A 20,385-nucleotide genomic window follows, 5' to 3' on the forward strand; every position below is an offset into this window, starting at 1 on the left:
ACAGTTGGGGGAGACGTTGGAACGACGAGGAGCGTGAGGAGCCCCCATGCCCACGGTGCCGGTGGTGCGCAGCCTGCGCAGGGTGGTGCGGCCACGTGTGCCGCGCCCCGTGGTGGACCTGTCGCATCCGGCGCGCTCCCCGCTGGGCACCTCCGTGGTGAGCTGCGTCGCCTACGACCGCGAGGGCACCCGGCTGATGGCGGAGTGCGGTGTCGAGGAGGCGCTGGCCTGTGTCCGCAAGGGCGGGCGCGGCGAGGAGGGCGGCTTCGTCTGGATCGGGCTGCACGAGCCGACGGAGGCCGAGTTCGAGGGCATCACCGAACTGTTCGGGCTGCACCCGCTCGCCGTGGAGAACGCCCTGGAGCCGCATCAGCGGCCGAAGGCCGAGTGGTTCGGCGGCGACATGATGTTCGCCGTCTTCAAGACGGTCAGCTATGTGGAGCGCGAGAAGGTGTCCACCACCAGCGAGGTGGTGGACACCGGCGAGATCATCGTCTTCACCGGGGCCGACTTCGTGATCACCGTGCGGCACGGCCGGCACGGCTCACTTGGCCCGCTGCGGGAGGAGTTGGAGGCCCGGCCGGAGCGGCTGGCGCAGGGTCCGGCAGCCGTGCTGCACGCGGTCGCCGACCGGGTCGTGGACGACTACCTGCTGGTCGCGGACGAGGTGCAGAACGACATCGACGAACTGGAGAGCGATGTCTTCGCCTCCGCGGCCCCGTTCGGCGGGAGCGCCGCGGGCGGCGGCTCCGGCACCAGCAGGGTCTACCAGCTCAAGCGCGAGCTGCTCGAACTGAAGCGTGCCACCTTGCCGTTGGCGCGGCCGCTGGAGCTGCTGTCCGACCGCCCCAACCGCCTCATCGACGCCGAGATACGCAAGTATTTCCGGGACGTCGCCGACCATCTGGCCCGGGTCGTCGAGCAGATCGCCTCCTTCGAGGCGCTCCTCGACTCGATCCTGCAGGCGCATCTGGCGCAGGTCTCCACCGCCCAGAACGAGGGCATGCGCAAGATCAGCGCCTGGGTCGCCATCGTCGCGGTCCCGACGATGGTGTGCGGCATCTACGGTATGAACTTCGACCACATGCCCGAGCTGCACTGGCCGCTCGGCTATCCGCTGACCCTCGTCGTGATCGCCGTCACCTGCGTGGCCATGTACCGCGCGTTCCGCCGGAACGGTTGGTTGTGAGCGCTGGGGAGGGACTGCCCCTGCCCGTCGTCTGCAGGCTGACAGGGCGCAGCCCCCGTGCGGGGTTCGGTAAATCCGAACCGCCAGTTCGGGTGCCTGCTCCATCGCGCCGCTGACCTGCAGGTTTGTAGCGTCGGCGGCATGGTGAATGCGGAGAGCGAACGGCGCGGGGCCGCGCTGGTCATGGCGGGGGTCACCCGGCGTCACGGACGGCGTAGGGGCGCCGTGCAGGCGCTGCGCGGCGTCGACGTGGAGCTGCCACGGGGGAGCTTCACGGCGGTGATGGGCCCCTCCGGTTCGGGCAAGAGCACCTTGCTGCAGTGCGCCGTGGGACTCGACCGGCCCACCGGGGGCAGCGTGCGGCTCGGTGGCCAGGAGCTGACCCGGATGGGCCGCCGCGCCCTGACGCGGTTGCGCCGGGAGCGGGTCGGCTTCGTCTTCCAGTCCTTCAATCTGCTCCCGGCCCTGACGGCGGAGCAGAACGTGGGGCTGCCGCTGCGGCTGGCTGGCGGCGGCACCCGCCGGGCCCGCGCCCGGGCCGGGGAGGCGCTGGCCCGGGTCGGGCTCGCGGATCGCGCCCACCACCGGCCCGCCGAGCTCTCCGGCGGCCAGCAGCAGCGGGTGGCGCTCGCCCGGGCGCTGGTGACCGAGCCGGAGGTGGTGTGCGCCGACGAACCGACCGGGGCGCTCGATCACCGCGGAGGAGGTGCTGGCCCTCCTCCGCGAGTCGGTGGACGGGCTCGGTGCCACGGTGTTGATGGTCACCCACGATCCGACGGCGGCGGCCCACGCCGACCGGGTGCTGTTCCTGGCGGACGGCCTGCTGGTCGACGAGTATCCGGGCGCGGCGGGGGAGGCGGTGCGGGCCCGGTCCGATGCCGCCGCGCACATCGCCCGGCGGATGCGGGCCTTCACCCGGCCCGGGACGTCCGGGGCGTCCGGGACATCCGGAACGTCCGTGGCGCCCGTGGCGTCGGGGGCCGGGCGGGCGGGGGCGGCCGGATGACCACCGGACTCGCTCGGGCCTCCGTGCGGGCGCGGCCCGGCGCCTTCACCGGAGTGTTCTCGGTGTTCGTGCTCTCCGCGACCGTCGTCACGGCGTCGGTCGCCATGCTCCGGACGGCCTCCCACATCCCGAGGGGGGAGATGCGGGAGACGGTGAGCACCATGGGCGCGGGGTTCACCGTTGTGACCGTCTATCTGTCGATCTTCGTCATCGCACAGGTCATGGCGCTCACCGTGGCCGCTCGGGCGCGGGAGAACGCCGTGCTGCGGGCGGTGGGTGCGCTGCCGTGGCAGATCCGGCGCACGGTCGCCATCGAGGCGCTGTGGGTCGCGCTGCCCGCGCTGCCGGTCGGATACGGGCTCGGCCGGGTGCTGGCGTACGGGTGGCGGAACGGGATGGCCGCGCACGGGCTGCTGCCGCACGGGGTGCCGCTCACCGTCGGGTGGCCGCCCGCGCTCGCGGCGGCGGGCGTCCTGGTCGTCACTTCGCAGCTCGGTGGTCTGCTGGCCGCGCACCGTGCCGCGCGGGCCCGCCCGATGGACGCGCTGGGCGACTCGGCGGGTGCCGGGCGCGGGATCACGGTCACCGGGGTGGTACGCGGGGTCGGCGCGGTGTTGGCGCTGTGCGGGGGCGCCGCCCTGACCGCGATCACGGCCGCGGGGCCGCGCGAGGAGGTGGGGGAGCACCTGCCGTTGGTGCTGCTCGCCCATCTGGTCGGGGTCGGCTTCGCGGGGCCCGCGATCGGGCGGACGGCCGCCCGGCTGCTGGCCGTCCCCGTACGGCTGGTGACGGCGCCGCGCGCGCTGGGCGGCGGTGCGGCTGCCGAACTGGCCTTCGCGCAGGCCCGCGCGGAGTCCCGGCGGCTGTCCTCCGCCGTCACCCCGGTCGCGCTGGTGGTGGCGTTCACGCTGGTGAAGCTGGCGGCGCTGGCGTCCGTCGCCGAGCCCTCCTGGGTCGATCTGTTCGCCACGGTCCTCTACGCCGCCTTCGCCGCGTTCGCCGCCGCCAACACGATGGTGCTGCTGAGCGCCGAACGCCGCCGCGAGGTCGCCCTGTTGCGCGCGGTCGGCGCCGGTACGGGGCAGGTGGTGCGGATGCTGGTGGTGGAGGCGGCGACGGTCACCTGCGCGGGCTTCGGCTGCGGCGCCGCCGTTGCCCTCGCGGTGACGCTGCCGCTGGGCGACGCCGCCGGAGCCCCGCTCTCCTCGTTGCCGCCGACCACCTGGCTGGGTACCGCGGCGGGAGTCCTCGCCCTGGCCCTGGCCGCGACGCTGGCCCCGCTCCCCGGGCACCTGCGGCGAGCGTCGGGTCCCCCTGCCGCCTCCGTCGCCCGCGACCGTGAGATGACTGCCTCGTGACGGTGACAGCGACCCTCGACCTCCTGGGCCTCCCCGCGTCGCGGACGGCCCGCCGCGCCGTGGCGTACGCGGTGCTCGGCGTCGTCCCGGCGCTGCTGGGCGTCCCCGCGCTGGCGCTGCTGGCCCTCGGCGGGGTGCTGTGCGTGACCCGGGCGGGTGCGCCGGTGCTCTCGCTCGTCCTGACGGCTGTGCGCGGGTTGACCGCCGTCCACCGGGCGCTGCTGCGCGGGCTGCTCGGCGAGGACGTACCGGCGCCGCCCGGGCCGGCCCCGTTGCGGGCGGCGACCGACGCCGCGGCCTGGCGGTGCGCGGCGTACGCCGTGCTCGACGCGCCGCTCGGCGTGCTCCTCCTCGCCGTTCAGGTGCCCGTCCGGCTGTACGGGCTGGTGCTGCTGTCGTACCCGGTGTGGTTCGGCGCGGTACGGCAGAACGGGCACCGCGGCCTCGAACTCACCGGCACCGTCCCGCTCGACTCCTGGCCCCGCGCACTGGCGGTGGCCGCCGCCGGGCTCGTGCTGCTGGCGGCGGCCGGTTGGGCCGGGCGCCGGCTGGTGGCTCTCGTCCGGTTGCTGGCCCGCACCCTCCTGGCCCCGCCGCCCCGCGATCTGACCGGCCGGGTGCAGGACCTGGAGGAGACCCGGGCCCTGGCCGTACGGGACTCCGCCGCCACGCTGCGCCGTATCGAACGCGATCTGCACGACGGAGCGCAGGCCCGGCTCATCGCCCTCGCCATGGCGCTGACCCGCGCCAAGGAGGCGCTGCGCGCACCCGAGCCGTCCCCGGCGGACACCGCGAAGGCCCGGGAGCTGGTGGAGCAGTCCCTCGGTACGGCCCGCACCGCGCTGGGCGAGCTGCGCGACCTCGTACGCGGTATCCACCCGCCGGTCCTGGACAAGGGCCTGGCGCCCGCCCTGGCCTCCCTCCGCTCCGACATGGAGTCCCCGTCGCTGCGGGTGGAGGTGCGCTCCGCGCTGGCGGCGGGGCCGCGTCCGCCCGAGGAGGTGGAGACCCTCGCCTACTTCTGCGCGGCGGAGCTGCTGACCAACGCGGCACGGCACGCCGGGGCCGACCACGTCACCCTCGACGTCCGGATCGAGGGGGAGGCCCGTAACCGCGTACTGGTGCTGGTCGTCGAGGACGACGGGCGGGGCGGGGCGGCACCCGCGCCGGCCGCGCCCGGCGGCTCGTCCGGGCTGCGCGGACTGAGCGAACGGGCGCGGACCGTGGACGGCACACTGTCCCTCGACAGTCCGCCCGGCGGACCGACCACAGCGACGGTCCGCCTGCCGTTCGCGCCCCGGGGGGAGACCAGCACGTGACGAGCCGGCCGGTACCGACACTCAAAGTGGTGATCGCGGAGGACGCCGCCGTCGTACGGGAGGGGCTGGTCGGGCTGCTCACCGACCGGGGCCTCCAGGTGGCGGCGGCGGTCGGTGACCCCCAGGCGCTGCTGGCGGCGGTGGACCGTACCCGGCCGGACGCCGTGGTGGCCGACATCCGGATGCCGCCCACGCACCGCGACGAGGGGCTGCGCGCCGCCGCCGAACTGCGCCGCCGCCACCCGGGGCTGGGCATCCTGCTGTTCTCCCAGTACATCGAGACCAGCTATGCGCACACTCTCCTGGCGGACGGCCCGGCCGGGATCGGTTATCTGCTCAAGGACCGCGTCCTGGACGTCGACGAGTTCGTGGAGGCGCTGCACCGGGTGGTGGGCGGGGGCACCGCGCTGGATCCGGATGTCATCTCCCGGCTGCTGCGGGCCCGCCCCACCCTGGCGGCCCTGACCCCGCGCGAGCACGAGACGCTCGCCCATATGGCCGCGGGGCTGACCAACGCGGCCATCGCCGCGCGGATGGAGATCTCGCAGCGGGCTGTCGAGAAGCACACCGCCACGCTCTTCGACAAGCTGGAGATCCCCCGCACCACCGCCACCCACCGCCGGGTCCAGGCGGTCCTGCGTTATCTGGAAGGCCAGGAGGGCGACCCGCCGTGACGGTGCCGCCCTCCTGACCGCTGTCTGCTCCCGCGGTGGCGCTACAAGAACAGCGACAGCAGCAGCAACAGCAACAGCGCGACGACGGAGATGAGCGTCTCCATCACCGACCAGGACTTGATCGTCTGGCCGACGTTCATCCCGAAGTACTCCTTCACCAGCCAGAATCCGGCGTCGTTGACGTGGCTGAAGAAGAGCGACCCGGCTCCGACCGCGAGGACGACCAGCGCGGTCCCGGTGGTGGACATGTCGGTGGTGAGGGGGCCGACGAGTCCGGCCGCGGAGACCGTGGCCACCGTCGCGGAACCGGTCGCGAGCCGGATGCAGACGGCGATGATCCAGCCGAGCAGCAGCGCCGGGATCGACCAGTCCTTGGACAGGTCGAGGATCATCTGGCCGATGCCGACGTCGACCAGCGTCTGCTTGAAGCCGCCGCCCGCGCCGACGATCAGCAGGATGCCCGCGATCGGCCCGAACGAGGCGGCCACGGTGGAGGACATCCTGTCCTTGGTGAAGCCCGCGGCCCGACCGAGGGTGAACAGCGCGACCAGCACCGCCACCAGCAGCGCGATCATCGGGTCACCGACGACGTCCATGACCCGCTGCACGGTGTCCTCGGGGTCGTCGATGACGATGTCGGTGAGCGCCTTGGCGAGCATCAGCACGACGGGCAGCAGCACCGTCGCCAGTGTGGCGCCGAACGCGGGCCGCTGGTCCAGCTCGCTGGTGGCGCGCTCGGGTACGACGCCTGCCGGGGGCGTGGTGTCGACCCAGCGCGCGGCCACCTTGCCGAACAGCGGTCCGGCCACGATCAGCGTGGGGACGCCGACGACCAGGCCGAGGGCGAGCGTCACGCCCAGGTTGGCGTTCATCGCGTCGATGGCGACGAGCGGGCCGGGGTGCGGGGGGACCAGCCCGTGCATCACGGAGAGCCCGGCCAGCGCGGGAATGCCCACGCGCATCACCGAGTAGTTGCCCCGCTTGGCCACCAGCAGGACCACCGGGATCAGCAGTACCAGCCCGACCTCGAAGAACATCGGCAGCCCGACGATGCCCGCGATCAGCGCCATCGCCCAGGGGATGCTGCGCCTGCTCGCCCTGGCCAGGATCGTGTCCACGATCTGGTCGGCACCGCCGGAGTCGGCGAGCAGCTTGCCGAGTATGGCGCCCAGCGCGATGAGGACACCGACGCCGGCGACGGTGTCCCCCAGGCCGGTGGTGAAGCTCTCGATGGCCTTGTCGAGCGGGGCCGCCGCCACGGCACCCAGCGCGAGGGTGCCGACGGTCAGCGCCAGGAAGGCATGCAGCTTGAACCGGGTGATGAGAACGACGATGACGGCGATGCCGACGAGGGCGGCGATCCCCAACTGGGCGTTGCCGGCGGACGTGATGGGGTCCGGTTGCTGCGACCCCGCGGCCAGCATCTCGGCACTGAGATGGCGCACGGCTCTTCCTTCTTCGCGGTGGATGGGCAGGGGGAGAGGTCAGTGATTACTGACCGACTGGACGGTATGTGTGGGGGAGAGGGATTTCAGCCCGCCCAGGGCGCGCTCGGCGACCACCTGGGGGCCGGGGGCGACCTCCACGACGACGCCGGGCTCGTCCGGTGCCAGCGGTTCGAGGGTCGCGAACTGCGAGTCGAGCAGCGCGACCGGCATGAAGTGGCCCGCGCGCTCGGCCATCCGACGGCCGATGAGCGCCCGGTCGCCGGCCAGGTGCACGAAGACGACGCCGGGTGCGGCGGCCCGCAGCCGGTCGCGGTAGGAGCGCTTGAGTGCCGAGCAGCTGACGACTCCGCCGTGCCCCTCGCGGCTGTGGGCCCAGGCGCCGATCGCGTCCAGCCAGGGCGCCCGGTCGGTGTCGTCGAGCGGGGTACCCGCGGACATCTTGGCCACGTTGGCCGGCGGGTGGAAGGCGTCGGCCTCGGCGTAGGGCACCCCGAGCGTATCGGCGAGCAGCCGCCCCACGGTGGTCTTGCCGGTGCCCGCCACTCCCATGACGACCACGACCGCTTCCCGGCCGGTCGTTGCACTGCGCTCATTCCGCACCGTTCTCACCGTCCTCATCGACTTCGGCGCGGAGGACACTCAACCTCATAGGTCACACGTATTCAATAGTTGGAAACCATGTAGTCATACTTAATATGCGTGACGAGGAGCACGTAGGCTGAGCGTCCCAGGTGCTCGCCGAGCACACGGGGAGGGGCGAAAAGGACTCGGGAGACGCATGACCAGCCAGAACGACGGCGCCGGCCGGGAGGACCGCCCGCAGCGCCCGGATGGCTCGGAGCAGGGCCGGGGGGCGGGCGCGACCCGCGAGCGCGGACTGCACGGCCGGCTGCTCGCCTCGCTCGGTCCCGCGATCACGGCGGGCGAGTACCCGCCGGGCACCGTTCTGCTCACCGAAGAGCTGGCCGCCCGCTACGAGGTGTCCCGCACGGTGGCGCGGGAGGCGGTACGGGTGCTGGAGTCCATGCACCTGGTGGAGTCGCGGCGCCGGGTCGGGGTCACCGTGCTGCCCGCCGAGCAGTGGAACGTCTACGACCCGCAGGTCATCACCTGGCGGCTGGCCGGCGCCGACCGGGGCCGCCAGCTGCGCTCCCTCACGGTGCTGCGCTCGGCCGTCGAACCGGTCGCGGCCCGGCTCGCCGCCGAGCAGGCCACCCCCGAGGAGTGCGCGGCGCTGACCGAGCACGCGCTGGGCATGGTCGTCACCTCGCGCGGCGGGCAGCTCGAGAACTATCTGGTGCACGACATCGACTTCCACCGCGCCGTGCTGCGCGCCTCCCGTAACGAGATGTTCGCCCGCCTCGGCGATGTCGTCGCCGCCGTTCTCACCGGCCGCACCCAGCACGACGTCATGTTCAGCGACCCCCGCCAGGAGGCCGTCACCCTGCACGTCCAGGTGGCCGAGGCCGTCCGCGAGCGCGACGGCGCCCGCGCCGAGCGCATAATGCGGACCATCACGGAGGACGCCATGGCGGAGCTCGACGTACTGGCCCCCTAGCTGTTCGTCTCGCCGCCCCGGCCGCGAACCGTCGCTGAGGCGTTCGCACGCTGACGCTTCCGGGCCCCGCCGGGGCGCGTAGCCGGCTGCCGGTGGCGACGATGGGCTCATGGCACAGAGCGATGGGCCGGCCGGGCCGCGCAGGAAGCCGTCGGCATGGGCCTGGCCGCTGCTGGGCCCCGCCGTGGCGGTGCTGTTCGCGGCGTACTTCCTGCTGCCCGCGCGCGTGCTGGGCCCCGAGCGGCCCGCGCTGAGCTGGACGGTGTTCACGGTGGTGCTCGCCGCCATCGCCGCACTGCTGCTCAAGCACATGCGGGACGCGATGTTCGACCGGCCCGGCACGGTTGTCGCACTGGTGTCCCTCATGTGCCTGACGGTGCTGGTGTTCTCCTCGGCGTACTTCGTGATCTCGCACGATCCGGGCGAGTTCCGCGGGCTGCGCACCCGCCTGGACGCCCTCTACTTCACGCTGCTGACCCTGGCCACCCTCAGCTACAGCGACATCGTGCCGCGCGGCCAGTCAGCGCGGCTGGTCATCGTGCTCCAGATCCTCTACACGCTGGTCTTCCTCACCGCCGCCGCGACATCCCTGACCGGCAAGCTCCGCCGCACCGCCGCCAGCCGCCCACCACGCGGCAGGGGTCCGCGGCGCGGCTGAGTGATGGCGGTCCACCTCCGCCAGGTCGTCCCGCAACCACTGAGGGGCCAGCGGGTACGCCGCGTACTCCCGCGCGTGCGGCAGGCACGCCGCCACGGTCCGGCCGGGCCCCGAGTTCACATGGACGAGCGCCACCACCACGGTCTCCGGGCACCACCGGGCGCACGGCAGGCAGTACCCGGCCCCGACGACGCCGCCGCCGCTCACCGGGCCGCTCCGTGCCGGTGCGAGAGGGCTGCCCGGAGCCGGTGCGCATCCGTCAGCCGCTCGTACGGTACCGCCCAGTACGGCCCCGGCGGCCCGGTGCGCTCCCGCGCCGGAACCGGCAGCCAGCACGCCACCGACAGCCGCACCGCGCCGTCCCGCGCCGGAAACCCCTCACTCCCGGGAGGGACCAGCCAGTACAGCCACGAGCGGTACGGATCGCCGATGACGCCGCCGCACGCCTCACCCAGCCGCCGCACCACGCTCCACCCCGGCGCGTACGGCACCCGTACGGCGTCCCACCACACCCCGGCGGGCATGAGGGCGAACGGCGCGTGGGTGGGCGGGGACCAGGCGGTGGCCGGTTCCGGGTGGCTGCTGCTGTCGTGCGGGGCGCGCGTCATGGTCGCCTTCCGTGTCCGTCGGAGTGCGGCGCCGTGCGGGCGGTGCCGCCGTACGAGCGATGACCGTACGGTCGCGCGGCGTGTGCGCCCAGTGACGCCGGGTGCCACTTCGGCGGGCAGGTAGGACGTGGCGCCCTACCGCTCGATGTGCAGCCGGTCGGCGAGTTCCGTCAGCGGGGAGGTGCGGCGGCGTTCGCGGGTGTGGAGGTCTGCCACCAGGCGGCGGGCGGTGCCGTGGTAGCGCATCCATTCCGGGGCGTCGCGCTCGGCCGTGAGCAGGGCGTGTGTGGCGGCCTCGTCCTGGTCGAGCCGGGCATGGGCGAGGGCGCGGTCCACATGGAAGCGGGCGCGCCAGGTGGGTGGGAGGGAGGCGAGGTCGGGAACGGTGCGGGCGGTGGTGAGGGCCGGTGCGCAGCGGTCCATCTCCACCTGGAAGTTGACCTTGGCCACGGCGGTGTTGGTGGGCCCGAAGGGGGTCGCGTAGTCGAGCCGGTCCCTCCCGATCCCGGCGGCTGCGGCCGACGCCATGCGCAGCAGCTCGTCCACCCGGTCGTAGTGGCGTTCGCCCTGCCGTACGAGGGCTGTTGCCGCGCGCAGCAGCAGGATGCCCCACAGGGACAGGTCGATCGGCCGGGAGCGGAAGGTCGGCTCGATGCGGTCGGCCTGGGCGAGGGCCACCCGCTCGGCGTCCTCCAGCCGCCCCTGTTTGGTGAAGACCCAGGCTAGGGTCGCCGCGCCGATCGCCTCCAGCTGTGGGTCACCCGCGCGGCGGGCGGCGTCGGTGGCGCGCTCCATCGCGGTGAACGCGGCGTCCGGGTTGCCCAGCGCCGTCAGCGTCGTCGCCGCGACCTGGTACGCCTCGGCGAGCACCGCGTACGCGGTGGTGCGGTCCCGGTCGCTGCTCTCGTAGGCGCGTACGGCGGCGCGCGCGTCGCGGATCAACTGGGGCAGTACGGAGCCCACTTCGCTCATCCGGCCCGCGCGGCGCGTTCCTTCGGTCGCACGCAGCGAGGCGCGCAGGGCGCCGACGGTCGGGGGTTCCTCCGGGTCCTGACGGTCCGGCTCGCCGTCCGTGTCGCCGCCCGCGCAGTCGAGCAGGTCATCGACCGGCGACACCGCCCGCCGGAGCGCGAGCACCGAGGGGGCGCTGCCGTCCGGCCGTGCCTCGAACGTGACGGGCGAACCCACCAGCACCGACAGGTCGACGTCCAGAGCCCGCGCCAACTGGTTGAGCGTCGCCATGCGCGCCGTCTGACGCCGGTTCTGCTCCAGTTTGCGCACGGTGTCGACGCAGACCTCGGCCAGTTCCGCCAGCTGTTCCTGCGTCAGTCCCCGTCGCGTTCGGAGCCGTCCGAGCCGGTCACCGATGCTGGTCTCGAACCCTTCGTGCATCGCGCACACCCCCACACGTGGACACCTCCACGCTACCGGCACCGGCCGCCGCCAGGGGGCTCCCGTTGCGGCGGACGCCCGACGCCGCGGGTGCTGTCGGACCCCCGTGCGAAGATGCGAAGCGGCCTTGCGAGCGATCGCCACGGGGATGGCCGTCCGAGCCACTGAGTCGGCTGAGTCAGGGACAGGGGCAATGAGGATGCGCACCGTCACCATCACCGGTAGCCGTACGGCGGGACACCACGACCCCGCGCACTATGCACAGCTGTTCGCCGCGTATCTGGCGCCGTTCGCGGGCGACGCGCACTTCTATCTCGGCGGCGCCCGGGGTATCGACAGCCTCGCGCTGAGGTGGCTGGCCGACGAGACCGACGCGTGGCTGACCGTCGCCGTGCCGGGCACGCTGGATCAGCAGCCGCCGGAGGCCAGACACGCCGTCAACCGTGCCTGGGACCGCCTCGCGGAGATTGTCGAGCTGGGTGCGGACCCGCTGGACGACGCCGCGTATCTGGCCCGCAACCGGTGGATGGTGGACCGCTCCGGCCTGGTGATCGGCTTCCCGGTCGGCACCAGCACCCAGTCCGGCACCTGGCAGACCCTCGACTACGCGTCGCAGCAGGGGAAGGCCCGGCTGATCGTGCCGACCTGAGGCCGTGGGGGGCGGCCCCGCGCGGGAGGCGGCCCCGCGCCGGGCGACCGCCTCCGGCCGGCGGATTGGAGCCGGGCGGTGGGGGCACTCGGGCGGTGGAGGTGAAGAGACATGGGTCCGTTGCTACTCGTTCTGCTGCTTGCGCTGATCCTGTTCGGCGCGGGGTTCGCGCTGAAGGCGCTGTGGTGGATCGCGGTGATCGTGCTCGTGCTGTGGCTGCTCGGTTTTCTGGTGCGGCCGTCGGTCGGCGGGCGGCGCGGTCGCTGGTACCGCTGGTAGCGGTCGCCGGCACCGCTGGTAGGCGAACGTGGTCCCCGCCCCTTCCTCCGGGCGAGTTCGGAGGAAGGGGCGGGGCGAAACATGTCCGACGTACCCAAGGGGTCGTAAGGTCGCAAACATGGACACAACCGCCCTCCTCACGGACGCCTTCACCCGCGTGAACGGCGAGGTCCACTCCGCCTTGCGGGGCATCAAGAAGAAGCACCTCAACGAGCAGATCGACCCGGCGGCCAACAGTGTGAGCTGGCTGATCTGGCATCTCACCCGGGTGCAGGACGATCATCTCGCCGACGCGGCCGGTGCGGAGCAGATCTGGCACGCACAGAAGTTCGAGGAGCGCTTCGGGCTGCCGCTGCCCTCCGACGACACCGGTTTCGGCCACGCGCCCGAGGACGTGGCCGCCGTCCGGGTGGACTCGCCGAAGCCGCTGCTGGAGTACCACGACGCGGTGCACGAGCAGACCCTCAACTATCTGGGCACCCTCACTGCCCGGTCGCTCGACCGCATCGTCGACGACGCATGGGATCCGCCGGTCTCGCTCGGGGTACGTCTCGTCAGCGTCCTCGGCGACACCATGCAGCACGCCGGTCAGGCGGCCTTCCTGCGCGGCGTGCTGGAACGCCGCTGAACCGAGCCGACAGGTCCCGAGCCCACAGGTCCGAGCAGACAAGTCCCGAGCAGACAAGTCCCGAGCCGAAGAGAGGCGCGCCCCGTGATCCCCCAGCGCACCGCCACCAGCTCAACCCTCACCCTGCACGTCAACGACACGGCGCACACCGTCACCGTCGACCACCGCGCCACCCTCCTGGACGTACTGCGCGAACAGCTCGATCTCACCGGCAGCAAGAAGGGCTGCGACCACGGCCAGTGCGGCGCCTGCACGGTGCTGCTGGAGGGGCGCCGCGCCAACAGCTGTCTGCTGCTGGCGGTGGCCCACGACGGCGCGCACCTGACCACCGTCGAGGGGCTCGGTGACGAGGAGCGCCCGCACCCGCTGCAGCAGGCGTTCCACGAGCGGGACGCCTTCCAGTGCGGTTACTGCACCCCGGGCCAGATCGTCTCGGGCGTCGGCATGCTCTGCGAGGCCGCCGAGGGCCATCCCTCGCACGCGACCCGCAGGGAGGAGCTGCAGCGGGCCACCGGGGCGCCGGCTGAGCTGGACCGCGACGAGATCCGCGAGCGGATGAGCGGCAACCTGTGCCGCTGCGGCGCCTACCCGCACATCGTGGAGGCCATCGAGGACGTGCGCGAGCACGTCGGCGGCGGCACGGACCACGCCTCGCGCCGTACCGAGGAGGTGACCGCGTGAAACCCTTCACCTTCGAGCGCGCCACCAGCCCCGAGCAGGCCGTCTCCGCGTTCGCGGCACAGCCCCACGCCCGCTTCCTGGCGGGCGGCACCAATCTGGTGGACCTGATGAAGCTGGGCGTCGAGACGCCCGCGCACCTCATCGACGTCTCCAAACTGCCGCTGAACGACATCGAGCCCACCCCCGAGGGCGGACTGCGCGTCGGCGCCAACGTCCGCAACAGCGACCTGGCGGCGCACACCGCCGTCTGCCGCGACTACCCGGCACTGGCCCAGGCCCTGCTGTCCGGTGCCTCCGGGCAGCTGCGGAATCTGGCCACCACCGGCGGCAACCTCCTCCAGCGCACCCGCTGCCCCTACTTCCAGGACCTGACGGCTCCCTGCAACAAGCGGGAGCCTGGTGCGGGGTGTTCGGCCCGGGAAGGCGTCAACCGGGACATGGCGGTGCTGGGCCACTCCGAGCACTGCGTGGCCACCCACCCCTCCGACATGGCGGTCGCGCTGGCCGCCTACGACGCCGAGGTCGAGCTGCTGGGCCCGGAGGGGGACCGGACGGTGCCCGCCGCCGACTTCCACCGGCTGCCCGGCGACTCCCCGGAGCGGGACACGGTGCTCCGGCCCGGTGAGCTGATCTCGCACGTCACCCTCCCACCGCCGCCTCCCGGCGCACGCGCCGCCTACCGCAAGGCGCGCGACCGCGCCTCCTACGCCTTCGCGCTCGCCTCGGCCGCCGCCGTCCTCGCGCTGGACGGCGACGGGACCGTACGGCACGCCGCGCTCGCGTTCGGCGGCGTCGCCCACCGGCCGTGGCGGGCCCGTACCGCCGAGGAGATGCTGATCGGTTCCCGTGCCGACGCCGAGACGTTCGCCCGCGCCGCCGACGCCGAGCTGGCCGTGGCCCGGCCGCTGTCCGACAACGCCTTCAAGGTGCCGTTGGCCCGCAACGTGGCCGTCCACCTGCTGACCACCCTTGCCGAGACCCCGGACCGCCCCGCCGGGAGCTGACCAGCGCAGGGGCGAGACAGCGCAGGGACGAGACAAGGGAAGAGGAGCGAGGACGATGGCCGTAGACGACACCACCCGTACCGACCGCACCACCGAGCGCGTCCTGGGCTCGCCCGCCCTGCGCCGCGAGGGCCGCGCCAAGGTCACCGGCACGGCGCGCTACGCCGCCGAACACACCCCGCCCGACTGCGCGTACGGCTGGCCGGTGGCCGCCGCCGTGCCGCACGGCAGCGTCACCGGCGTCGACGCCGCCGACGCCATGGCGCTGCCCGGCGCGCTCGCCGTCCTCACCCACGAGAACGCGCCCCGGCTCGGCGAACCCGACGACCCCACGCTGCACCTGCTGCAGACCCCACGGGTACCGCACCGCGGCTGGTACGTGGCGCTGGCCGTCGGCGAGACGCTGCAGACGGCGCGCGAGATGGCGCAGGCCGTTCGCGTCAGCTACGACGAGGAGCCGCACGACGTCCGCCTCACCGACGACCACCCCGGGCTCTACCACCCGGAGCAGGCCAACGGCGGCTACCCCGGTGACCGGGAGACCGGGGACTTCGACGCGGAGTACGCCGCGGCCCCGCACCGTCTCGACCTCACCTACACCCTCAGCCCGCTGCACAACCACCCGATGGAGCCGCACGCCGCCACCGCCGTGTGGGAGGGCGGGCATCTGATCGCCTACGACTCCAGCCAGGGCGCCACCCCGGTGAGCGAGACGCTGGCCACCATGTTCGGTCTCGACCCGAAGCAGATCACCGTCGTCGCCGAGCACGTCGGCGGCGGCTTCGGCTCCAAGGGCACCCCGCGTCCTCCGGTGGTGCTCGCCGCGATGGGCGCCAAGCACACCTCACGCCCCGTCAAGGTGATGCTGCCCCGCCGGGAGCTGCCCTCGGTGGTCGGCCACCGCGCCCCCACCATCCAGCGGCTGCGCATCGGCGCCCGCGACGACGGCACGCTGGCCGCGCTCGGCCACGAGGTGACCACCCACACCTCCACCGTCAAGGAGTTCGTGGAGCAGGCCGCCGTGCCGTCCCGGGTGATGTACGGCGCCGACGGGATCCGCACCGGCCACCGGGTCGTGGCCCTGGACGTCCCCACCCCGTCCTGGATGCGCGCGCCCGGCGACGCGTCCGGCATGTACGCGCTCGAATGCGCCATGGACGAGGTGGCCACCGCGCTCGACCTCGACCCGATCGAGCTGAGGCTGCGCAACATCCCCGAGCGGGAGCCCGACAGCGGCAAGCCGTTCAGCAGCCACCATCTCGCCGACTGCCTGCGCGAAGGAGCTCGCCGCTTCGGCTGGGAGCGCCGCGACCCGCGCCCCGGCACCCGGCGGGACGGCGATCTGCTGCTGGGCACCGGGGTGGCCGCCTCCACCTACCCGGTACTGGTCGCCCCGTCCACGGCGTCCGTCCAGGCGCTGAGGGCCGACGGCTCCGGCCCCGCCTACCACGTACGGGTCAACGCCACCGACATCGGCACCGGGGCGCGTACCGTCCTCGCCCAGATCGCCGCCGACCAGCTCGGCGTCCCGCTGGACGCCGTCCGTATCGATGTCGGCAGCAGCGATCTGCCCACCGCGCCGCTGGCCGGCGGCTCCTCGGGCACCGCCTCCTGGGGCTGGGCCGTCCACAAGGCGTGCCGCGAGCTGCGGGAGTCGGGCGGCAGCATCGTCACCGTGGACACCACCACCGATGTACAGGCGCAGGAGGAGTACGCGCGGCACGCCTTCGGGGCCGTCTTCGCGGAGGTCTCGGCGGACGCGTTCACCGGCGAGGTACGGGTGCGCCGTCTGCTCGGTGTCTTCGCCGCGGGCCGCATCCTCAACGCCCGCACGGCACGCTCCCAGTTCATCGGCGGGATGACGATGGGCCTGGGCATGGCGCTGACCGAGCACAGCTCGCTGGACACGCGGCTCGGCGGTTTCGTCGAGAAGGACCTGGCCGGCTACCACGTCCCCACGCACGCCGACGTCCCCGACATCGACGCGCACTGGATCGAGGAGCACGACCCGCACCTCAACCCGGTCGGCGGCAAGGGCATCGGCGAGATCGGCATCGTCGGCACCCCGGCGGCCATCGCCAACGCCGTCCACCACGCCACCGGCCGCCGCCACCGCCAACTCCCCCTCACCCCGGACCTGGTGGTGCCCCGCTGAGCGGGCCGGCCGACGGGCCGGGGGCGTTCGCACCCCGGCCGGGGAGTCCGGCCTCCGAAGCCCGGGCTCCGGTCAGTCGTGGTCGTCCGGGGCGGCCGGGGCACCGTTGCAGGCCGCGGCCCGATGGGCCTTGACCGCCTGCTCGACGATCCGCACCATGTCCTGGCGCAACTTCCCGTACTCCTTCCGCCAGGCCTGGGCCTTGACGTACAGGTTGGTGGCGTTGTCGTCGCCCGTGTTCTTGGTGCAGGGCACGACGACGGCGGCGGCGTCCTGGGAGGACCAGCTCTGCTTGTAACCGGGGATGCTCCTGGTCCGGCCGTGGCCCGGGCCCGTGCCGACCCGGTCGAGCTTGTGCGCCGAGTTGTGCTGTTCGACGGAGACCCGCAGTACCTGCTTGCCGTCCACGGTGACGCCGCACTGGGTGTTGTACCTGAGCTCTTCCCTGGTCAGCCGCTTCCAGCGATCCGTGTGGTGGGACGCGGGAACAACTCGGTCCACCACCGCTTCGGAGGCCCAGCAGGTGGTGCCCCCCGTGATCTCGGAGAACTTCTCGGCGTCCTCGCGGTCCTCCCGTTGGGAGAGCGCGCCACCCAGCGCCCCCGCCGCGACCAGGGCCACGGCGAGGACGGCGAGCAGGGTGATACGAAGCGGGCGGTTCATGTGTGCGCGTTCCATATTCTCTGCGACTGTCGGCCCGGTGCCGGCCTTCCGAGTGTCGGAGGCCGGGCCCTCAGTCGTAGGCCGAGCCGTCCTCCATGGGGGCGGAGTAGCAGGCCAGGCTGTGGTTGGTCTTGACCGACGCCTTGAGGATCCGCACCAGGTCCTTGCGGACGTCCTCGCCCTTCTCGGCGAAGGACTCCACGACGACCTGCAGTTCGGTGTTCTCGTCCTTGTCCTTCTTCTTGGTGCAGGGGACGGCGGCGGCGGCGCCGTCCCGCGTCGACCAGCTCTCCTCGAAGCCGGGGACCTTCTCCGCCTTCTCCCGGCCGGTGCGGTCGGCGTCGCGGAGGGGAGCGGCCACGTTCTGCTGCTGCACGCTGACCCGCAACGCTCGCTTCCCGTCGGCGTCGATGCCGCACAGCGAGCTGTACTGGTCCTTCTTCCGGGTCACCTTCTGCCAGCCGCTCACATAGTGGGAGGTGGGCACCACCCGGTCCAGCACCGAGTCGGACAGGCCGAGCAGCACCGTGTGGCAGGTATCCCCGGACACCTCGGAGAACTTCTTCGGCGCCTTCGGATCCTCGTGCTGGGTGAGCGCCCCGGCCACCGCCCCCGCCGCGACCAGGGCGACGGCGAGGACGGTGAGGAGGGCGTAGCGGATTCGGCGGGTGGGGCGTTCGGGCATCGCAGCCATCAATCGATCAGTTGGGGAGGGACGGCACCTGGTCCATGGAGTCGAGGTAGCTCGCAGTTCTGCTGACGCTGTCGTTGGCATAGCCGAAGCCGTCCTTGGTGCCCGTCTGGCTCAGGGCGTTGACAGCTATGTCTTCGAGACCGTACCGCTCCTTGATCTTGTTCAGCATGGCGGTGTCCGCGTTGACGTTCCTGTCCCGCTCAGCGTCGTAGACAGCGCTGGCGACCTCGGCCTGCTTGATGCCTTCGGTACTCGTGATCATCTTGTCGATGTCGTTGGCCGCCGCTCCCTCGTAACCTGCGGTCAGTGCTCCGATGGTGGCGCCGACCACCGGGTTGGGGAACCATTTCGCGTAGGCGGTGGCGGCGGTCACACCCGCGCCGAAAGTGCTGTTGCCCCACAATCGCGCGCTGAGCGAGTCCTTCTCGAACTCGGCGTCCTTGATGACAGCCGGGCCGACCAGGGCCTCCTGCCGCGCCATCGCCATGGTGCCGGTGATCTCACCCGACGTGCCGAGGACCTCCTGTGCTGTCGCCTCCGCCTTCGAGGGCGGTGAGTACTTCTCGTCCGCGGGCACATTCGGGTTGAACTCGTGGTCGAGGACCTCGGCGGCGTAAGCCTTCTGCGCCTGCATGAGGTTCCCGTACGCCTCCGGGTCCTGCCCGAGCCGGAAGAGGAGATGGGTGGCCTCGCGGTGGTCCATGTCGGCCACGGCCCCGGAGATCGGGTACAGCTTGGCCTCGGCGGCGAGCGCCGCCTTGGCCCCCTCGTCCCACTTGGGCCCCTCCAGGCCTTCCCCGCCGCCGTCCCGCAATCCGCGGTAGATGTCGGGCATGTACTCGGACGCGGCACGCCCCATGCCCTGACTCATCCCGTCCGCGAACTCGATGTGCTTGTCCTGGTCGTTGTTGGTCGCGACTCCCTTGATGAACTCGGACATGATGTCCGCCTGCGCCTGGGTATGGGAAGGGTTGAGCGGCAGCGGGGCGTCCCAGGCGTGCCCCGTCGTCGCGGCGGCCAGAGCGTGCCCCCTTGCCACGTGCCCGCCCTGCCAGTCCTTGTGCGGTCCGGAATCGGGGCTCTCCCCGTCCGGGAACCACTTGCGGTCGCGTAGGACGTAGTCGAAGTTCTCCTTGTCCGAGAAGAAGTCGGTCGAGGCCTCCGCGTTGTGCCCGAGGGCCTCCATGTACCCGGTGAACGGGTCCTGGCCCTGGTCGTACTCGGCGCCGAAGTTGAGGTAGTTCGGGGGGTTGAGCCCGTAGCTCAGCCACTTGCGCTCGGGGACGGCCTTCTCCTCGTGGGAGTAGGGGCCCGGCGTCATGAACGGCTTCTCGTCGACCTTCTTCAACTCGGCGCCGTAGTCGTTGAGGAAGCCGGTGTCCCACTTGCCCGTGCGCATCAGGTTGCTCATCACCTGGAAGCCGTAGGGCGGGGCCGCCCGATAGGTGCCCATGGCCGCGTTGGGAGGCTGGTCGCCCATCCGCTGGTAACCCAGGTCGATGACGTCCTGCTTCCACTTCGTCATGGCCGGGGAGTCGGAGTGGCTGGCCAGGGCCAGGGTGTTGCCGAGGTTGTCCTGGAGGGCAGCCAGCTGCTTGTCCACCCCCTTCGGACGATCCTTCGGGTCCGGCGGCATGGCGTCCTCGTAGTCCGGCTGCGCCGCCTTGTACCAGAGTTCCAGGACGCCCTTCGCACCCTTGCGGGTGGCGAACTCCTCGGCGAAGTAGGTGTTGCCGTCGTTCTTGGCGAGGATGCCGTTGACCTTGGACAGCAGCTTCGGGTCCCGCTTGAAGTCCTTGTCGCCCGCCAGCTTGTAGAGGGCGTCGACGTCCTTCTTGGCCTGCAGCTGCGGGGTGTCGGAGTTGAAGCCCTTGCCGTACGGGTCGAAGTTCAGTGCCTTCTTCAGGTCCTCGTCGGCCTCGGCCGCCTCGCGCAGGGCCTTGAGGATCTTATGGTTGAGGTCCGCGAGCGTCTCGCGGTAGGCCTTGGTGATCCCCGGGCTCTCGTCCTTGGGCGGGTCGACGTAGACGACGCCGTCCTTCGTGTTCAGCTTCAGATAGTTCTTCGCGCCGGCCGTCGGTTTCTCGTACACGACGTCCTCGACGTCCTTCAGCGCCTTCTTGGCGTCCTCGATGATCTTGAGGCACCGGGACATCTCCTTGCCGAGCCACTCGGCCTGGCCGGCGGCCTCCACCACCTGCTTCTGGACGGCGTTGAAGTGCTTGACCGCCGCCTTGTGGGACTCACCGTGCCAGCCGCTCCGCTCGGTGCTCAGCGGCTTGGTGACCGTGCGGTCGAAGGAGGTGTGGACCTCTTCGAAATCCTTGGGGAGCTTGTCCCACGCCTTCACCGCCGCACGCAAGGCGGTGAGATTGACATGGCGCACCGTCAGGTAGTCGAGAGTCTTGGTCATGGCTCAGCT

19 protein-coding genes and 2 pseudogenes are annotated in these 20,385 nt (G+C 72.2%); 14 read left to right on the top strand and 7 right to left on the bottom strand.

The annotated features are described in order from the left end of the window. The first annotated feature begins 46 nt into the window (after window positions 1–46). The 6 genes and pseudogenes from JW613_RS04550 to JW613_RS04570 all read left to right on the top strand — a co-directional run bounded on the left by JW613_RS04550 (window position 47) and on the right by JW613_RS04570 (window position 5,546). On the top strand, window positions 47–1,189 hold the full coding sequence (locus JW613_RS04550; RefSeq protein WP_209209406.1) for a magnesium and cobalt transport protein CorA: 1,143 nt from the start codon (window positions 47–49) through the stop codon (window positions 1,187–1,189). 141 nt (window positions 1,190–1,330) lie between these two features. Further along, window positions 1,331–2,195, top strand: a pseudogene (locus tag JW613_RS04555) (ABC transporter ATP-binding protein). 185 nt (window positions 2,196–2,380) lie between these two features. Further along, window positions 2,381–2,713: pseudogene (locus JW613_RS36720) on the top strand (FtsX-like permease family protein); the annotation flags it as partial. 18 nt (window positions 2,714–2,731) lie between these two features. After that, window positions 2,732–3,553 (top strand): FtsX-like permease family protein, encoded by an 822-nt coding sequence (locus JW613_RS04560; protein ID WP_372447909.1) that lies wholly within the window; start codon window positions 2,732–2,734, stop codon window positions 3,551–3,553. Further along, window positions 3,550–4,872, top strand: coding sequence for a sensor histidine kinase (locus JW613_RS04565; RefSeq protein ID WP_209209408.1), 1,323 nt, complete (start codon window positions 3,550–3,552; stop codon window positions 4,870–4,872). Before JW613_RS04560 ends, JW613_RS04565 begins: the two co-directional genes overlap by 4 nt. A 29-nt stretch (window positions 4,873–4,901) precedes the next feature. After that, window positions 4,902–5,546 carry a response regulator transcription factor gene (locus JW613_RS04570; RefSeq protein ID WP_209209409.1) on the top strand — a complete coding sequence of 215 codons (645 nt, stop codon included), beginning with the start codon at window positions 4,902–4,904 and terminating at the stop codon, window positions 5,544–5,546. 41 nt (window positions 5,547–5,587) lie between these two features. Here JW613_RS04570 and JW613_RS04575 read toward each other — a convergent pair whose 3' ends face one another. Continuing rightward, window positions 5,588–6,991, bottom strand: a complete 1,404-nt coding sequence (locus JW613_RS04575; RefSeq protein WP_209209410.1) for a GntT/GntP/DsdX family permease — start codon at window positions 6,989–6,991, stop codon at window positions 5,588–5,590. A gap of 39 nt (window positions 6,992–7,030) precedes the next feature. Beyond that, on the bottom strand, window positions 7,031–7,543 hold the full coding sequence (locus JW613_RS04580) for a gluconokinase (protein ID WP_245225090.1): 513 nt from the start codon (window positions 7,541–7,543) through the stop codon (window positions 7,031–7,033). A gap of 229 nt (window positions 7,544–7,772) precedes the next feature. Here JW613_RS04580 and JW613_RS04585 point away from each other — a divergent pair, with 229 nt between their 5' ends. Beyond that, window positions 7,773–8,552, top strand: coding sequence for a FadR/GntR family transcriptional regulator (locus JW613_RS04585; RefSeq protein WP_245225011.1), 780 nt, complete (start codon window positions 7,773–7,775; stop codon window positions 8,550–8,552). A gap of 109 nt (window positions 8,553–8,661) precedes the next feature. Continuing rightward, on the top strand, window positions 8,662–9,210 hold the full coding sequence (locus JW613_RS04590) for a potassium channel family protein (RefSeq protein WP_209209411.1): 549 nt from the start codon (window positions 8,662–8,664) through the stop codon (window positions 9,208–9,210). A gap of 203 nt (window positions 9,211–9,413) precedes the next feature. Here the strand turns inward: JW613_RS04590 and JW613_RS04595 are convergent, their stop codons facing one another. Together JW613_RS04595 and JW613_RS04600 are read right to left on the bottom strand one after the other, a co-directional pair. Beyond that, window positions 9,414–9,818 carry a hypothetical protein gene (locus tag JW613_RS04595; RefSeq protein ID WP_209209412.1) on the bottom strand — a complete coding sequence of 135 codons (405 nt, stop codon included), beginning with the start codon at window positions 9,816–9,818 and terminating at the stop codon, window positions 9,414–9,416. 135 nt (window positions 9,819–9,953) lie between these two features. Next, window positions 9,954–11,210, bottom strand: a complete 1,257-nt coding sequence (locus JW613_RS04600) for a helix-turn-helix domain-containing protein (RefSeq protein ID WP_209209413.1) — start codon at window positions 11,208–11,210, stop codon at window positions 9,954–9,956. A gap of 193 nt (window positions 11,211–11,403) precedes the next feature. On the opposite strand from JW613_RS04600, the gene JW613_RS04605 reads away from it, so the two are divergent. The 6 genes from JW613_RS04605 (at window position 11,404) to JW613_RS04630 (ending at window position 16,606) form a co-directional block, all read left to right on the top strand. Continuing rightward, window positions 11,404–11,859, top strand: coding sequence for a DNA-processing protein DprA (locus tag JW613_RS04605; protein ID WP_245225012.1), 456 nt, complete (start codon window positions 11,404–11,406; stop codon window positions 11,857–11,859). Window positions 11,860–11,970: 111 nt separating this feature from the next. Further along, window positions 11,971–12,138, top strand: a complete 168-nt coding sequence (locus JW613_RS04610) for a DUF5670 family protein (RefSeq protein ID WP_099882964.1) — start codon at window positions 11,971–11,973, stop codon at window positions 12,136–12,138. 118 nt (window positions 12,139–12,256) lie between these two features. Continuing rightward, window positions 12,257–12,766 (top strand): mycothiol transferase, encoded by a 510-nt coding sequence (locus tag JW613_RS04615; protein WP_209209414.1) that lies wholly within the window; start codon window positions 12,257–12,259, stop codon window positions 12,764–12,766. Between the two features lie 84 nt (window positions 12,767–12,850). Continuing rightward, the gene (locus JW613_RS04620; RefSeq protein ID WP_209209415.1) at window positions 12,851–13,447 is read left to right on the top strand and encodes a (2Fe-2S)-binding protein; all 597 of its coding nucleotides are present in this window, start codon (window positions 12,851–12,853) and stop codon (window positions 13,445–13,447) included. Continuing rightward, window positions 13,444–14,451 carry an FAD binding domain-containing protein gene (locus JW613_RS04625; RefSeq protein WP_209209416.1) on the top strand — a complete coding sequence of 336 codons (1,008 nt, stop codon included), beginning with the start codon at window positions 13,444–13,446 and terminating at the stop codon, window positions 14,449–14,451. The genes JW613_RS04620 and JW613_RS04625 overlap by 4 nt, the downstream gene beginning before the upstream one ends. Window positions 14,452–14,506: 55 nt before the next feature. After that, window positions 14,507–16,606, top strand: coding sequence for a xanthine dehydrogenase family protein molybdopterin-binding subunit (locus JW613_RS04630; RefSeq protein ID WP_209209417.1), 2,100 nt, complete (start codon window positions 14,507–14,509; stop codon window positions 16,604–16,606). A 72-nt stretch (window positions 16,607–16,678) separates the two neighbouring features. Here JW613_RS04630 and JW613_RS04635 read toward each other — a convergent pair whose 3' ends face one another. The 3 genes from JW613_RS04635 to JW613_RS04645 form a co-directional block, all read right to left on the bottom strand. Beyond that, entirely contained in the window at window positions 16,679–17,269 is a 591-nt protein-coding gene (locus JW613_RS04635; RefSeq protein ID WP_209209418.1) for a hypothetical protein, read from the bottom strand. Between the two features lie 70 nt (window positions 17,270–17,339). Next, window positions 17,340–17,963 carry a hypothetical protein gene (locus JW613_RS04640; RefSeq protein ID WP_209209419.1) on the bottom strand — a complete coding sequence of 208 codons (624 nt, stop codon included), beginning with the start codon at window positions 17,961–17,963 and terminating at the stop codon, window positions 17,340–17,342. A 7-nt stretch (window positions 17,964–17,970) separates the two neighbouring features. Next, complete coding sequence (locus JW613_RS04645) at window positions 17,971–20,376, bottom strand: hypothetical protein (protein WP_209209420.1); 2,406 nt, start codon at window positions 20,374–20,376, stop codon at window positions 17,971–17,973. Window positions 20,377–20,385: the final 9 nt, after the last annotated feature.

The sequence above is a fragment of the Streptomyces smyrnaeus genome, from assembly GCF_017676345.1.
Classification (GTDB): domain Bacteria; phylum Actinomycetota; class Actinomycetes; order Streptomycetales; family Streptomycetaceae; genus Streptomyces; species Streptomyces smyrnaeus.

What these genes read in the sequence shown, in the direction of transcription:
- JW613_RS04600 (WP_209209413.1), bottom strand. Translation starts at nt 11,210, where the DNA reads ATGCACGAAGGGTTCGAGACCAGCATCGGTGACCGGCTCGGACGGCTC.
- JW613_RS04610 (WP_099882964.1), top strand. Translation starts at nt 11,971, where the DNA reads ATGGGTCCGTTGCTACTCGTTCTGCTGCTTGCGCTGATCCTGTTCGGC.
- JW613_RS04615 (WP_209209414.1), top strand. Translation starts at nt 12,257, where the DNA reads ATGGACACAACCGCCCTCCTCACGGACGCCTTCACCCGCGTGAACGGC.
- JW613_RS04550 (WP_209209406.1), top strand. Translation starts at nt 47, where the DNA reads ATGCCCACGGTGCCGGTGGTGCGCAGCCTGCGCAGGGTGGTGCGGCCA.
- JW613_RS04580 (WP_245225090.1), bottom strand. Translation starts at nt 7,543, where the DNA reads ATGGGAGTGGCGGGCACCGGCAAGACCACCGTGGGGCGGCTGCTCGCC.
- JW613_RS04645 (WP_209209420.1), bottom strand. Translation starts at nt 20,376, where the DNA reads ATGACCAAGACTCTCGACTACCTGACGGTGCGCCATGTCAATCTCACC.
- JW613_RS04630 (WP_209209417.1), top strand. Translation starts at nt 14,507, where the DNA reads ATGGCCGTAGACGACACCACCCGTACCGACCGCACCACCGAGCGCGTC.
- JW613_RS04605 (WP_245225012.1), top strand. Translation starts at nt 11,404, where the DNA reads ATGAGGATGCGCACCGTCACCATCACCGGTAGCCGTACGGCGGGACAC.
- JW613_RS04595 (WP_209209412.1), bottom strand. Translation starts at nt 9,818, where the DNA reads ATGACGCGCGCCCCGCACGACAGCAGCAGCCACCCGGAACCGGCCACC.
- JW613_RS04585 (WP_245225011.1), top strand. Translation starts at nt 7,773, where the DNA reads ATGACCAGCCAGAACGACGGCGCCGGCCGGGAGGACCGCCCGCAGCGC.
- JW613_RS04590 (WP_209209411.1), top strand. Translation starts at nt 8,662, where the DNA reads ATGGCACAGAGCGATGGGCCGGCCGGGCCGCGCAGGAAGCCGTCGGCA.
- JW613_RS04635 (WP_209209418.1), bottom strand. Translation starts at nt 17,269, where the DNA reads ATGAACCGCCCGCTTCGTATCACCCTGCTCGCCGTCCTCGCCGTGGCC.
- JW613_RS04640 (WP_209209419.1), bottom strand. Translation starts at nt 17,963, where the DNA reads ATGGCTGCGATGCCCGAACGCCCCACCCGCCGAATCCGCTACGCCCTC.
- JW613_RS04560 (WP_372447909.1), top strand. Translation starts at nt 2,732, where the DNA reads ATGGACGCGCTGGGCGACTCGGCGGGTGCCGGGCGCGGGATCACGGTC.